Genomic DNA, 13,760 nt, shown 5'->3' with positions numbered 1-13,760 from the left:
GACAGATGACCTCCGGGGTCCGAGTGATGGCGCGACGTCTCAGATCGGTCGCGCCGTCACCGGCTTGAGGAGGTCTAGTCGTTCAAATGATCACTGTGCTTGTCGAAGCCGATGTACAGACGGGCCGCCGCGTTGGCGCCGAGCGCGCCGAGCGTCTCCAGCTCACGCAGCCGCAGCAGGGCCGGATGCTCGGCGTACGCCTGGGCCGCGTCGGCGAGCCGGCGCAGCGCGTCGACCTCCGCGTCGGCGCGGATCCGCTTCGCCTCGGCGTCGGCCTCCGCGGCGAGCCGCTCCCGGTCCGCCTTGGTACGCGCCTCGATCATCTGCGCCTCGGCGAGCCGCTGAGCGGTGAGCACCCGGTTCATGACGTCCTGGAGGTTGCCCGGGAAGATCAGGTCCTTCACGTCGGCACGGATGATCTCGACGCCGTAACCGGCCGAGACGCCCTCGACGTCGCGCAGGATGTCCTCACTGAGCTGGTTGCGGTTGGTGAGGATGCCCTCGAGCGTCATGGACGCCAGCGAACGCCGGGCGGCGAGCTGGACGTCGCTGTAGACGCGGTCGCCGTAGTCGGCCACCCGCTCCACCGCGGCGACCGGATCGACGACCCGGAAGTGGGTGATGATGTTGACGCGGACCGCCACCTTGTCGACGGTCAGGATCTCCTGGCCCTTGATGTTGAGCTCACGCTCGCGCAGGTCGACGATGAGGATCTCGACCTTCGGCGCCCGGCGGCCGAACCGGCTGACCGGCACGTCGTACCGGCCGGGCTCGAGAACCTGGTCGAACCGGCCGTCGACGTAGCGCAGGCCACGGAAACCGCTACGGATGATCACCTCACTGGACATGGGCACACCTCTGTACTTCTACGAGAAAGGGTGGCCCCGTAGCGGTTCCGATGTGAAGGATCGGTCGCGGAGGATGGCAGCGAACAAGCGTGGTTTCATCGCCAGTGCGCACGCTGCTTAGGCGCTTTCTTCTGAAGCCGCCGGGGCCGCATCGAGCATGGCAAACCCCCGGCGGTACGTTCAACGCAATATCAGCCGCAGCGCCAGCCGCCGTGACGGCGCCTCGTGGTCGTCGGCGTCGACCACCGCGTGGAGGCGTACGCCGTCGTCGGTGACCTCCCGGATCGTCAGCCCCTCCACCTTCTCGGCACCGGGGATCTCCACGAACCCGCCGTCGAGCAGGGCCAGCCCGGAAGCCAGGACCGGGCCGTCGTCGACCGCGTTCGGGGTGTCCTCGGCGGCGGCGCTGACCAGCACCCGCCCGTCCGGCAGGGTGACCGCGTCGGTCACCGCGAAGGCCACACCGTCGACATCGCCGAGGTCGTACACCCGGACCTCGCCGACCCGGACCAGGTCGGCCGGGGCCTCACCGCGGACCGCGGCGAGCAGGGCGGCCGCGTCCACGTCGGCGGAGGCCGTCGGTGCGCCGACCGTCAGGTTGCCGCGCTGGAACCAGCGCAGCCGGTCCCCCACCAGGCAGGCGCCCTCCAGGTTGAGCTGCTCCTCGGTGATGCCGAGGGCGGCGGCGACCGCGAGGTAGACCGGCCGCAGATCGGCGACCGTGTAGCCGGACGGGCCGACCAGGGAGGCGCGCATCCGGTTCGGCGAGGAGCCGGAGCCGAGCAGCAGCACCTGCCCGCCGGCCAGGGCACAGGCCGCCTCGAAGTCCGGTTTCAAGTGTTTGGTGCCGGCCGCCTCGCTGAACACCTCCAGCCCGTCGATCGGGTCGACGACACGGACCGGGGTGATCGAATCCGGTCGCCACCAGGCGGCGTGGGTGGCGTCGTCCTGCACCACCAGCCAGCCGTCGCCGAACGGCGCGATCGCCGACGCGGACCGCACCGGTGAGCCGTCGTCGAAGGTCAGGGTCGTGCTGTCCTCGATCTCCAGTCGCACGACCCTGATCCTGCCACTGTTCAGCGAAGTTTCGCGCCGTAGACGCGGTTCACCCGGAGCGCCAGCAGCACGCGCCGGTCGGCGACCATGGCCTGCCGGTACTCCTCCCAGTCCGGGTGCTCGCCGGCCGCACTGCGGTAGTAGCCGACCAGGGCCTCGACCTCCGGCCCGTACGGATCGGCGCCCGGCCCGGTGAGCGTCACCGGCCCCTCGGCCGTCGCCCACGACCAGCCGTCCGCGCTGGTCACCTCGAGGGCGGCCCGTGGATCACGGCGCAGGTTGGCGGTCTTGGCCCGCCCCTCGACGACGGACACGTAGATCGTGTCGGCGTCCCGGTCGTAGTAGGGCGTCACCGGCGACAACTGCGGCAGGCCGTTGGCCTTGATCGTCGCCAGCACACCGAGCCGGCTCGCGGCCAGCAATTCACGAGGATCGAACTGATCAGCGCTCATAACCCTGCCAAGCCTTCCCGGTGGGCCGGGTATTCCGGTTGCCGCATGACCATCCGTTGCGCCACGGTGACCAGGTGATCGTCGTACAGCGCGTCCTCACCGAGTGGACGAAACGCTCCCGGGGCGCGCCGGGCGCGGTCCGCCGCAACGCCGTCCCGGAGGCCTTCCCGCTTCCGCCGGCAGTCGTGTTCCACCAGGTCACGGCGTACGAGAAGGACGATTTCACCCCGGCCTCGACGGCCGATGACATCATCCCCGTCCGGTCGGGGATACGCCTGTCCCACTCGCCCGACGGCCACCTCACGGTCACCAGCGCCACCGACGTGTGGTGCCGGTGCGTCATGGTCTTCCCGCGCCGCCCCGAGCGTGTCGTCCTCGATCTGCCGCCCGGCACATGGGGCCGCTGGCGCCTCAACTTCCGGCTGTGGGAGGAGGACAGCGACTGGCGCTACCAGAAGTGGGTTCTCAACATCGCCGACCTGCCCGGGCCGGCCCCCACCGGCCTGTTCCTGGCCACCCCGCCGATCCAGCGCGACGACCTGGTCCAACTGACCACCCCGACACGCTCACGCCAGGAGAACCGCATCCGCTGATCGGGGGCGCTGCCACGTTTCCCGGGTAGGCGCCGGGCGCCTACCCGGAGCGCGCTGTCAGGCGGTGGTAGCGGGCGCCTCGGCGGCGGGCGCGTCGTCGGCGGAACGGCGGCGGGCACGCAGCACGAACTGGGTCGCGCCGACGAGCACCAGCACGCCGCCGACCCCGGCGAGGATGTAGCTGCCGGTGACGTCGTTCTCCTTCTGCTCGTCGTAGGAGCGCTCCGTCGTGGAGCCCCGCCTGCTCGTCTCGCAGATGTCGCCCTCCTGCATCACCTGGCCACCGCAGGTGACCTGGTCCGTCGAGGTCGCATTGAGCAGCCCCAGCGGGATCAGTACAAGGCCGATGATCAGCGCGGCCCAGCGGTTCTTGGCGATCGTGAACAGCAGATTCATGTCTTCCTCCCCGAATTTTCGAACGGCACCATAGCGCCAGGAGGGAAGCCCAAGATCACGTCAATCCGCCAGATCACCACAAACGACACAGAGATGTGACCTGGATCACGACAGCAGGGCGCCGCCGTTCCGGTCATCGATGCCTCATCGGCACCAGTCGCGGACAGAACGGCGTCATCCGGCCCGATCTCGTCCACCTGCACGGATTCATCGCCCGGTAGCGGCCGATCCGCACCGCCGTTGCCGCGCGAGCCGCTCGGCGCTCCACTGCCACCGGGTGACCCGGGGACGCTGGTCGCGGCCCCGTGCTCCGCCATACCAGCGGTTTCCGATCTCGGTTGACCGGCAGGCGTCAGGCCCATGAGGATCGGCGGAGGATCGACCGGATGGGTGGACGTGGCAAGACGTAGGAGTCCGCAAGAGAAAAAGGCGATGAGCTACGCCAAAGACCGGCGAAACAGCTACGGCGAGAACGACAAGAGTTCTCGCAGGAACATCCGCCGCAACAAGCGGGTCCCCAACCGCGCCGACCGACATCGCGAGCATCAACTCCTTGCCGGAGCAACCGGGCCGGTGGCCGAGCGGGCCGAAGACCGGTTGTCGGCCAAGAAGTCGATGTGGTTCACCAAGCGGTGGCGTAAGTGTCCCGACGCGCCGTTGGGGGATGTTGTCGCATCCAAGCTGCGACGACGAGCGCGTGTGGGCATGCAGAAGCCTGACACGGTCGAAGACCGTGTCGATCGCATTCGCCGTCAACGGCGATAGGCCCTTGCGGGCATCCTCATCCGTTCCCGGCCGCCCGTCATGATCGAGACGTCGATCTTGAATGTGGTGTACGTCACCGGAGTGGCGGATTCCGGGCCCCGCTCCCGCCGGGCTGTGATCGCATGATCACCTGTCGTTTCTGTCGCAGGTCAGCGACCGAGGGGGGCACGCGGATCCTGCCAGTGCGGGTGGTTCACAGCCAAGACACAGACGAAGACCGATTTGACCGCGCGCGCGACAATCCCACCGATGAACACCGATAAGCCCGCCGCGGCGTCCCAGGACAGCATGTCCGCTGAACCTGCCAAGGTCGATGAGTCGGCTGAACCCACGGTCGCCTTGAAGGAACCCGGCGAACTCGGTGACGGTGAGCTGACGGTCGCGTTGCCGGCCGCGGAGATCTCCGAGACGACAGTTGGCTTGTCGTCTTCGGCTGGGTCCGAACCGACGGCTGATCTGTCAGCGGTCCCTCCGGCCGTGAATTCCGTCTCGGAAGGGACCGAGTCCGAGCCGACAGTGACCTTGTTGGCGGCCGAGATTACCGACGCGGCGGTCGCCCTCTCGGCAAAGGAGGTGGCCGAAGAGACCGTCGCCCTCCCGGTAGAGGAAGCGGCCGAAGAGACCATCGCCCTCCCGGTAGAGGAAGCGGCCGAAGAGACCATCGCCCTCTCGGCAGGGGAGGTGGCCGCGGCAGTTGCCGCCGCGTCCGCAGTGGGTGAGTCCGAGCCGACCATAGTGGTCTCCGCCGGGTCGGAGCCGACGATCGCGCTGCCCAAGCCCCGGAGCTCACCGGAATCGACGGTGGCACTGCCGGTCAGCCGGGAGTCCTCGCCCGCCCCGGAGCCGACGATCGCCCTGCCGATCCCGCCCAAGCAGGCTCCCCAGACCACGCCGGAGTCGACGGTCACCCTGCCGTCCGTGCCGGCCCCTCGGTCCGCACCGACCGTCACCCCGCCGCCCGCCGAACCGACGATCGCCCTGCCGGCCCCTACCGTCGTACCGTCGCCGGCGAAGCCCGTCACCCGCCGCCGTCTGCTCTGGGCGATCCCGGCCGCCGCCGGCACCGCCCTGGTCGGTGGCACGGTCGCCGCCCTGGCCGGTCGCGGCGAGCCGGAAGCGGCCAAAGCCACCAAAGCCCCCAACCTGGTCGTCAGTGAGCCCGCCCCCTCGCAGAGCCCGACCCCGGCGCCCACCACGCCCAAGCCGACGACCCCGGTCATCAAGGTTCCGGTGCACACGCTGAAGGACTTCCGCAAACTGGTCCCGGGCGACCCGTTCCCCACCGACGCCATCGCGCTCACCATCGACGACGGGCCGCACCCGGTCTGGACGCCCCAGATCCTGCGCCTGCTGGAGAAGCACCACGTTCCGGCGCTGTTCTGCATGATCGGCAATCAGGTGCTCGGCCACGAACCCACCGCCCGCGACGTCGCCGCCGACGGCCACCAGATCGCCAACCACACCTGGAGCCACCCGCTCAAACTGGCCAAGCTGCCGTCCCACGTGACGCTCAAGGAGCTCCACCGGGCCCAAGACAAGATCTACAGCACCACCGGGTACGCCCCGAGCCTGTTCCGCGCCCCCGGCGGCGCCTGGTCCAAAGGGCTATCGGAATCGGTCTCCAAGACCGGCATGATCCCGATGGACTGGACCACCGACCCACGCGACTGGGCCCGCCCCGGCGTCGCCCACATCACCAAGCGTCTGCTCGCCGCCAAACCCGGCCAGATCCTGCTCTGCCACGACGGCGGCGGCGACCGCTCCCAGACGCTCGCCTCCCTGAAGACCGTCATCCCGGCCCTCCAGGCCAAGGGCCTGAAGTTCGTCGCCCTCACGTGACCGTCGACGCGCCCGGCCTGCCGCGGTCTCGCGGATGTTCAGGCCGCCGCGCGGCGATACGGCGCTACCCGATGGGTTCATCGCGCTGACCCACCGAGCACGGGTGTTCGATCAGTCGGTGTGGCAGTCGCTCGGGACCGGTGGGCGGCCGATGTCGTCGCCGAGGAAGGTGATGGGCTGGTCCAGGGCCAGTTCACGGGTGGCGGCGAAGCCCCACCAGCTGACCTGGAACGGCAGGGAGGCGATCTCCCGAGAACTGCCTTCCGACATCGCCGGCAGGCAGGCCATGTCGAGCGACCAGAAGACCCGTGCCTCGTCCCCGGCGCTCAGCGTCACCTCGCGGGCCGGTGTCGCGTTCCCGTCCTCGGCGGAGAGCCCGGGCAGGAATGTGACCCGCTGCTGGGCGAGCCAGGGCTCCGCGTCGGCGAGGTCCAATCCACGCACCGTGAGAGGCAGACGGCCGTCGTTGCGGATGCTGAAGGTGGCGGTGACGGTGGCGACGGGTCGCCCCCGGACGAGCATCCGGGTGTCCTTGACCCCGTCGTTCGCCCAGGTCATGCCGTTCCCCAGGCTGACAAGACTGCCCGGGGCGAGTCGAGGGTTCCCCCACCACACGACGGCGGCGCCGGCGAGGAGAACGAGCGCGGCGGCAACCAGCACGGTCAGCCCTCGCCGCGGCCGCCATGGCTGGACGTCGGTTCTCGTCGCAGCGACCTTCTCAAGCATCGATGACATCCCGGCCTTCCCGCTGTGCCGCTCTGGGGTACGGCGTGGCAATGATGCCTTACCCCTGTGCCGCTCCGGGGTGCGGCCCGGCAATGATGCCTTACCACCGCAGATCTGTCTCGGCCGCCGATCTGCCGCAGGCCGGAACCGCCGTCACGCGCGATGGCCGAGTATTCCCACCGCGTCCTGTCGTGCGGATGTGTGCGCACAACGTCGCTGAGCGCCAGTCACCCACGAGCCGGGCGGCGAACGACTTCTTTCGAACATCTCCCGGCTCTTTGGGTCCGTTCAAGAGTTGATCGGGGACCGGTTGTATTCGGTGGTTCTTCCGTTCGTTTTTGTGTGGCGGGCTGAGGTGAATGCGACAACGGCGGAGCGCGGGGCGCCGCTGGGGCCGTGATCGGTGCTGACCGGGCTCATTTCGTGACGATGCCACCTCGAACAATGGGTCGCCGGGACGACTTCGATGGCCGTACCCGGAATCGGGTTGCCGGTTTGCGGCTGGAAGTGTCGGCGGCCGGCGAGCCATGGTGGGGGATCCCGGAAAGGGGAACAGCATCGCCGCTGCGGGCTGCGGGCTGCGGGCTGCGGGCTGCGGGCTGCGGGCTGCGGGCTGCGGGCCAAGTGTCGCGGGTTTCGATGGCCGCCGCGATGAGGTCGCGCCGGTGAAGCTTGGGGAACGGAGGCTGGCGGCCGGCATGCCCGGCGAGGCGGCGACACCAGGCGCGGTTGCCTGACCTGCGCGGACGGATCCACTGTCGGGCGCTCCGACGGGTTCGCGGGGTACGGCGTGTTGGGCGCTTCTGCCGTGCGGGGTGCGGGCGATGCGGTTGCGGTCGCGCGGATGGACTCGGTTGCGGTGGGTGGCCTCCGGTTGTCCGGTACGCACCGTGTGGCAGGCCGTGTCCGCGGAGCGGCAACGACCAACGGCGCAGCAGGCCCGACCGGCGGCGTAGTGGGCGCGACCGGCGACGCAACAGGCGCGACCAGCGGCGCAACAGGCGCGACCGGCGACGCAGTGGGCGCGACCGGCGGCGTAGTGGGCGCGACCAGCGGCGCAACAGGCGCGACCAGCGGCGCAACAGGCGCGACCGGCGACGCAACAGGCGTGGCGGGGCAGCCCGGGCCGGTCGGCGCCGGTGCGGTGGCGCCGTCGCGGCGGAGACGGCGGAGCTTCTCGGCGTGGCGGCGCTCTAGACCGAAAACGCGACGCCGCTGTTGCGCGCGACGAAACTCCTCCCGCTCGGGAGAATGGTTACGCGCCTTCGCCGGGTCGCGCATCTCCGCGATGTGCGCCCTACTGAACAGCGATCCCTGCCTCATGAATGAATTCTTCCGCACTCCGATCGCGAAGTGTAAGCGGATGATCATGCCATCCCATTTTAATCCGACGCCCGGAAATAAATGGAACTACGATGGCGATCCCAATGACGGCGCGCCGTAAACGTGCGGGAAATTATCAATCATGCCGCCTGGAGTATGCACTCCAGGCCGTTGACCGCCATCAGGTCATGGCCTGGCACTACGGTGTCTCGAGGTCGCCGAAGTCGAAGCCGGGGTCTGAGACGTCAACCGAATCGACGGAGCTGCCGAAGTCGCCGAACCCGTCAAGTACGGTGCTGACCACCGAGTATGCGCCTATGGCGAACGCCAGGAAGAGCACGCCGAACACCACCGTGGTGACAAGCCGGCCGCCGTTTTTGTGCGCCGGTGTCGCGTCGGAAGGCTTCAGAGGGTCGTAAATCACGGGGACTTCGGTGCCGATGATGTGGGATCGGAATCCGTCCAGGTCATCGAGTGCAGTCGTTACTTCCTGGCCCGAATCGGTTTGGAAAGTGACCACGGGCCGGAAACTTGTCCGCCCGTCGGACCAGGATTCCAACTGGTTGTCGACCACCCGGGCGGTCGTCTGCCGACCCGAGGCGGTGAGGGTACGCAGTTTGGTCCAGCGCCTCGCCGCGGCGAAGATCAACCCGGTGCCCACCAGGGCCGGAACGCCCACGACGAGGGCTGTCACGACGTAATGCCACCAGGGCGACTCACCGATCATGGCGTGACTGTAGAACACGATCACGAATGGCCACGCTGCCGAGCACGGGGAGAATCCGGCCCTCCCCGGCGCCGCGGAGAATGCGGCGATTCGGCAAGGTCATGACCCGCCGTCTCGGAAGATCGGCATACCCGCCGATCGAGCATCGAATCCATCGGGCACGTCCGGATCTGCCGCAATTCGGGTGGGCGATCCTGCTGGTGTTGAAAGGCCGTCAGGGCGGGAGGACGCCCATGGCCGGGTGACCAGGATCGTCGGCGGCCGGCGGGGCGGTGGGGATGGGGGCCAGCCGGTGCGCGAGAGCGGGATCGACGAGCGAGAGTTCGGTGATCAGGGCGCCTGGGAGCGCGGGCGACTTCGGCTTCGTCGAGCATGCGGACCAGCGCGGGGGTCAGCGGTGCGGCTACTTCCGCGGGAAGCAGGTGGGCGCCCTTTGCGTAGTCGGTGGGATGGCCGAGACGCAAGCATGCCAGCGCCAGGATCTGGCCGCGTAACGCGCTGATCCAGCGCTCGGCCGGCCACGGTGGATCGCCGGGCCGGCCGGTAGGTCCCAGTGGTGAACCGCGGCGACGACGGCGGTATCGGCTTCGGCTTCGGCCGCGATCAGCAGCCGCTCCCCGTACGAAGTCGCGTTCCTCCACGGTGAACATCGCGCCCACCGGTGAGCGACCTACCAGCGCAGTGATCAGGGTTGGACGGGATTCATGCTCGACCGGTCGATCGGTCCCGGATCGATCAACTGGCCTGCTTCGTAGGCGAGCAGGCGGCGCAGGATCTCCGGGCGGTCGTAACTGGGGAAACGAACCAGGAGCAGGTGGAACCCGAACTGCGACTCCTGCGACTGGTCGAACGCCGCACGGTCCTTCGGTTTGGCGTTCACATGCCAGGCGTCGGGTGCCGCCCAGTGCGTCATGCGGAGGTAGAAGGCATCGCGGGGTCCGGCTTGAGCGAGCGCCGTCAGGAATGCCACGCCGTCGTCGACGGGGAAGTCGATGTACGCCCACCCCAGCTGCGCGGCGACCACGGGCGCCATGTGCGGCAGCTTCTTCGGCCAGCCGGCGTTGCTTTCGCCGGCGTTCTGGCAGCAGGTCCATGTCGTCCAGCCGAGACGCCAGATGACCTCGATGATCGGAGCGAGTTCTTCGTCGATGTCGGCGCTCACGTCACCGACTGCGACCCTGCGGACCGGATGGAGGTTCTCACGCATCGGGCGATCCTACGGGCCGCGGAAATGGCTTCGGTCAGCCGATGGTGAGCAGGAGTATCTCGTCGTCGGCGAGGTCGGCGATTGCCTTGCGCAATAGCGACAGCGTGTCCTCCATCGCGTGGCGGGATTCTTCGGCGTCGAGTTGCAGGTCGACGGGGCCGTCGAGCAGGTCGTCGATCTCGTAGGCGGCCGGGTCGAGCCGGTCGAGGAATTCCTTGGCGTCGCTGGTGATCAGCGTGGTGTAGCCGAATTCCGCGCTGATCGCCTCGGCCGCTTCATGGAGGTCGGGGTTCTCCAGCGTTACGTCCAGATTGTCCAGATTGTCCAGGACGTTCATCATGACGTAGCCGGACCAGCCGTATTCCTCGCCGGGTTCCCTGCCTGACTGCTGGATCGCCTCCCACGCACGTTCCCGGCCGGCGGCGCTGGCGATGGCCGGCAGATCACCGATCTTCACGATGTGCAGCGAGGCGATGGACGACATCGGCGGATCGTATATGGCGGGGTGAGTGGGCAGCTCAGCCCGGCGGGCGCGGCAAAGGCGCGAGTGGGCAGCGGCTCGCGGGTCTGGTACGGCGGGTTCGCGTAGCCCGTACCGGGAATGGGGGTTGATCTGATGGGTGAGAATGTCGCCATGATCGGGGAAGAGCGGGGTCTGCGGGTTACCGCGTCGGTGTTCGGCAGGACGTTGTGGGTGATCGCGGGGGCGATTCCGTTCTTCTACCTGGCCGCGGGGGCCGAGGTGGCGTGGATGGAGGGGCTCAGCGACAACGGGACCGGTTCTGTCATCGGGACTGCTCTGACCTGGGCGGTTCTTCTGGCGTTGTTCCTGGGGGCGATGCTGTACCGGTTCCGGGGAGCGAAGATCGCGGCGGCTTCGGGGTGGGCGCTGAGCCTGCTTCCGGCGGCGGGGTTGTTCGCGGTGCTCTACAGCTACATGTACGTCGGTTGACGTCCTCATCGACTTTGGTCGGTTCTGGGCTTCCGGGCGGTTCGCGAGAGTTGAGGTCTCGCGGGCTGGACGGGAGGCGACGGGATGGGGCGTGCGCGCTGGGTGCCGGTGGTGGCGCTGCTGGTGCTGGCACCGTGGGCGGCGGAGGCGTCGTGGGGCGGCTTTCCGGTCACCTGGTATCCGCTTCTGGTTCTGTTTCTGGGGCCGCTCTACGGCGGTGCGGCGGTGCTCATTCGGGAGGCCGCTCGTCGTAGTGGGGGCGGCTGGCCGGTGATCGTGCTGCTCGCGGCGGCGTTCGGGGTGGTGCAGGCGGGGCTGGTGGATCAGTCGCTGTTCAATCCGGGGTTTCTGGACGACACCGAGTTCGCGGGGGCGGCTCCGGGGTTCGCCGAGAGGGCGCTCGACTACGTCGGCAATCACGTTCTGCTGAGCATCTGTGCGCCGATCATGCTGGTGGAGGCGTTCTTCCGGGACCGTCGTCCCTGGCTGGGCAATCGTGGTCTGGCCGGCGTCGGCGTCCTCTACCTGCTGGGCAGTTTGCTGATCTTCGCGGATGACGAGGGCGGCCGGAAGGGTTTCCTGCTGTCCCCGGCGCAGTCGGGGCTCGCGGTGACGGTGATCGTGGTGCTGGTCGGCTCGGCGTTGCTACCTCGGTGGCGGCGCGCGCCGCGACCGGGTGCCGGGTGGGTGCCGCATCCGCTGCTGTTCGGGACGCTGGTGCTGGCCGTCCATCTCGGCCTGTGGTTGGCCACCGGTTGGACCGGCGTCGTCGTACGGGTGGCCGTGATCGTGTCCGCCGTCGTTCTGGTGTCGGTGTGGTCCCGGCGGGCCGCGTGGGCGCCTCGTCATGTGGTTGCCGGCTGGTCGGCCGGGTTGGTCGCGGCCGCGGTCGGAGCCGCCTTCGCACCGGCCTATGTGCCGACGTCCACCGTGCTGGCGGTCGTCAGTGACGTGGCCGTCGTCGTGCTGGCGGTGGCGTTGGCGGCCGGGGCCTATCGGGCGTCAGTGGGCGAAGTGGAAGCCCGCGGCGCGGAGTTTCGCTGAGCTGACCGGCAGCAGCGGGGTGGTGATCTCGGCCCGGTAGGTCAGGGCGGGCCAGCCGTGTTCGGTGCTGATGCGGGCGAAGAAGTCGCGGTTGGTGGGCGGGATGTCCGTGTCGGGGACGGCGTTGTAGGCGCCGGTCAGGTCGTGGGTGACGACGAAGTCGAGGGCGGCGGCCGCGTCGCGGTAGTCGATGCGGTGCAGCAGGGCGTCGCCGTCGAAGGGGACGCTGCCGCCGAGCAGGTCGTGGGCCATCTTGACCCGGGCGGGGTAGTCGATGTCGCGGGGGTGGCCGTAGACGTCGGGGATGCGCACGACCGCGCCGCGCGGGGTGGCCAGGACGGCCTGTTCGGCGGCGATGAAGTTGCGGGGTGAGGCGTCGGGGTCGTCGGTGAGGCGGCTGGTCTCGGTCACCGGAGAGGCGGTTCCGCGGCCGTAGACGGAGATCGAGCTGGTGAAGATCACCCGGGGGTGGGCGGCCGCGGCGGTACGGGCGGTGGCGGTGAGCGTGTCGGCGTATTCGGCGACGCGGGCCCCGGCGTCGAAGGATCGGCTGATCCGGGGGCTGACGGTGAGGACCACGGCGTCGGCGGTCGCGGTGGTGGCGGCGAGGGCGTCGTGGTCGCTGCCGCGGAGTACGGCGACGTCGGTGCAGACGGCGGCGATCTCGTCCACGCGGCCGGGTGTGGTGGTGGTGCCGGTGACGTGGTGGCCGGCCCGGGTCCAGCGGGCGGCGAGTTCCATGCCGACGTTGCCGCAGCCCACGATCACATATCGCATCCCGCACTCCCCTGCTTTTGGAAACGGCGTTTCCGCAGCGTACCTTAATTGATCCTTAACTCTGCGACCTTGAGGAAACCGCTTTCCGCCAGGATCCGTGCCTATGGAGTGAAACCCGCCCCTGCTACCGAAAGGCACGTGATGGCGCAATTACGGCATGTCAGAAGCAGAGTGATCGGGGCGGCGGTCGTCGCTCTCGGGCTGGGCGCCGCGGTCGTCTTCACGAACTTCGCCTCGGCCGCGGTCCCGGAAGCCACCGGCGAGCAGGTGGTGACCGAGACGATCGAGGTCAGCGGTGTGTTCGACGGCGAGAACAAGAGGTTCATCGGCGGTGGCGCGCTCGGTGACGGCGGCCAGGACGAGGGCCAGGATCCGCTGTTCCAGCTGGCCGACGGCGCGACCCTGCGCAACGTGATCCTGGGCAGCCCGGCGGCCGACGGCGTGCACTGCGCCGGCAGTTGCACGCTGAGCGGGGTGCACTGGGAGGACGTCGGCGAGGACGCGGCCACCTTCCGGGGAACCGGCGCGACCGTGGTGATCGAGAACGGCAGCGCGGCGAACGCCGACGACAAGGTGTTCCAGGACAACCGGGGCGCGGGCGGCTCGGTGACGATCCGGAACTTCGAGGTCTCCGACTTCGGCAAGCTCTACCGGTCGTGCGGCAACTGCTCCACGCAGGCGGCGCGGACGGTGACCATGCAGGACATCACGGCGACCGCGCCGGGGGACACCCTGGCCGGCATCAACGTCAATCTGGGCGACCGGCTGACGATCGACGGCGTGACCCTGGTCGGTGACGAGATCAGCCTGTGCGACCTGTTCGAGGGCAACGACACCGGCGACGAGCCGACCAAGATCGGCGAGGGCCCGGACGGTACGGCCTGTGTCGCGACCGGGGTGACCGGCCCGTAGACGCTCGCCGGGGCGGCCGTCCCCAGCCGCTTCGCGGTCGCCCCGGCGAGTTCCCACCCCTCGATTCCCTAGTTGACAGATGGGATTTAGAGGCTAAGGCTCTACGTATTCCTCCTGCTTCCGTAGGAATGCGAAGGAGCCGC

The 13,760-nt window shown here is 69.0% G+C and carries 15 protein-coding genes; 6 read left to right on the top strand and 9 right to left on the bottom strand.

Going from position 1 to position 13,760, the window contains the following annotated elements:
* Positions 1–74: 74 nt before the first annotated feature.
* The 3 genes from BJ964_RS21355 to BJ964_RS21345 form a co-directional block, all read right to left on the bottom strand.
* Positions 75–848, bottom strand: coding sequence for a slipin family protein (locus BJ964_RS21355; protein ID WP_188122312.1), 774 nt, complete (start codon positions 846–848; stop codon positions 75–77).
* Positions 849–1,028: 180 nt separating this feature from the next.
* Entirely contained in the window at positions 1,029–1,904 is an 876-nt protein-coding gene (locus BJ964_RS21350; protein ID WP_188122311.1) for a DUF6929 family protein, read from the bottom strand.
* Between the two features lie 20 nt (positions 1,905–1,924).
* Complete coding sequence (locus BJ964_RS21345) at positions 1,925–2,356, bottom strand: PPOX class F420-dependent oxidoreductase (RefSeq protein WP_188122310.1); 432 nt, start codon at positions 2,354–2,356, stop codon at positions 1,925–1,927.
* A gap of 74 nt (positions 2,357–2,430) precedes the next feature.
* On the opposite strand from BJ964_RS21345, the gene BJ964_RS21340 reads away from it, so the two are divergent.
* The gene (locus BJ964_RS21340; RefSeq protein WP_188122309.1) at positions 2,431–2,949 is read left to right on the top strand and encodes a hypothetical protein; all 519 of its coding nucleotides are present in this window, start codon (positions 2,431–2,433) and stop codon (positions 2,947–2,949) included.
* A gap of 57 nt (positions 2,950–3,006) precedes the next feature.
* On the opposite strand, the gene BJ964_RS21335 is transcribed toward BJ964_RS21340, so the two are convergent.
* Positions 3,007–3,345: a hypothetical protein gene (locus tag BJ964_RS21335; protein ID WP_188122308.1), complete on the bottom strand. Its 339-nt coding sequence runs from the start codon at positions 3,343–3,345 to the stop codon at positions 3,007–3,009.
* A 432-nt stretch (positions 3,346–3,777) separates the two neighbouring features.
* Here BJ964_RS21335 and BJ964_RS21330 point away from each other — a divergent pair, with 432 nt between their 5' ends.
* Together BJ964_RS21330 and BJ964_RS21325 are read left to right on the top strand one after the other, a co-directional pair.
* A complete protein-coding gene (locus BJ964_RS21330) occupies positions 3,778–4,110 on the top strand; it encodes a hypothetical protein (RefSeq protein WP_188122307.1) in 333 nt (110 codons plus the stop codon).
* Between the two features lie 525 nt (positions 4,111–4,635).
* Positions 4,636–5,949, top strand: coding sequence for a polysaccharide deacetylase family protein (locus BJ964_RS21325; RefSeq protein WP_188122306.1), 1,314 nt, complete (start codon positions 4,636–4,638; stop codon positions 5,947–5,949).
* A gap of 111 nt (positions 5,950–6,060) precedes the next feature.
* On the opposite strand, the gene BJ964_RS21320 is transcribed toward BJ964_RS21325, so the two are convergent.
* From BJ964_RS21320 to BJ964_RS21300, 4 genes are all read right to left on the bottom strand, one after another.
* Positions 6,061–6,675, bottom strand: coding sequence for a hypothetical protein (locus tag BJ964_RS21320; RefSeq protein ID WP_188122305.1), 615 nt, complete (start codon positions 6,673–6,675; stop codon positions 6,061–6,063).
* 1,522 nt (positions 6,676–8,197) lie between these two features.
* Positions 8,198–8,749: a DUF3592 domain-containing protein gene (locus BJ964_RS21310; protein ID WP_188122304.1), complete on the bottom strand. Its 552-nt coding sequence runs from the start codon at positions 8,747–8,749 to the stop codon at positions 8,198–8,200.
* A gap of 661 nt (positions 8,750–9,410) precedes the next feature.
* Complete coding sequence (locus BJ964_RS21305) at positions 9,411–9,887, bottom strand: hypothetical protein (protein ID WP_188122303.1); 477 nt, start codon at positions 9,885–9,887, stop codon at positions 9,411–9,413.
* Positions 9,888–9,966: 79 nt separating this feature from the next.
* Positions 9,967–10,416, bottom strand: coding sequence for a hypothetical protein (locus tag BJ964_RS21300; RefSeq protein ID WP_188122302.1), 450 nt, complete (start codon positions 10,414–10,416; stop codon positions 9,967–9,969).
* A gap of 132 nt (positions 10,417–10,548) precedes the next feature.
* On the opposite strand from BJ964_RS21300, the gene BJ964_RS21295 reads away from it, so the two are divergent.
* Positions 10,549–10,884 (top strand): hypothetical protein, encoded by a 336-nt coding sequence (locus tag BJ964_RS21295; RefSeq protein WP_188122301.1) that lies wholly within the window; start codon positions 10,549–10,551, stop codon positions 10,882–10,884.
* A gap of 111 nt (positions 10,885–10,995) precedes the next feature.
* Positions 10,996–11,928 carry a hypothetical protein gene (locus BJ964_RS21290; protein WP_188122300.1) on the top strand — a complete coding sequence of 311 codons (933 nt, stop codon included), beginning with the start codon at positions 10,996–10,998 and terminating at the stop codon, positions 11,926–11,928.
* On the opposite strand, the gene BJ964_RS21285 is transcribed toward BJ964_RS21290, so the two are convergent.
* Positions 11,887–12,705, bottom strand: coding sequence for an NAD-dependent epimerase/dehydratase family protein (locus BJ964_RS21285; RefSeq protein WP_188122299.1), 819 nt, complete (start codon positions 12,703–12,705; stop codon positions 11,887–11,889). The two genes, BJ964_RS21290 and BJ964_RS21285, sit on opposite strands and share 42 nt — an antisense overlap.
* Before the next feature lie 171 nt (positions 12,706–12,876).
* Between BJ964_RS21285 and BJ964_RS21280 the strand changes: the two genes are divergently transcribed.
* Positions 12,877–13,617: a pectate lyase gene (locus tag BJ964_RS21280; protein ID WP_229806999.1), complete on the top strand. Its 741-nt coding sequence runs from the start codon at positions 12,877–12,879 to the stop codon at positions 13,615–13,617.
* Positions 13,618–13,760 lie beyond the last annotated feature (143 nt).

This window comes from Actinoplanes lobatus (genome assembly GCF_014205215.1).
Lineage (GTDB): Bacteria > Actinomycetota > Actinomycetes > Mycobacteriales > Micromonosporaceae > Actinoplanes > Actinoplanes lobatus.
The sequence above is the reverse complement of the archived record's forward strand: the minus strand, read 5'-3'. Positions and strand labels throughout refer to the sequence as shown.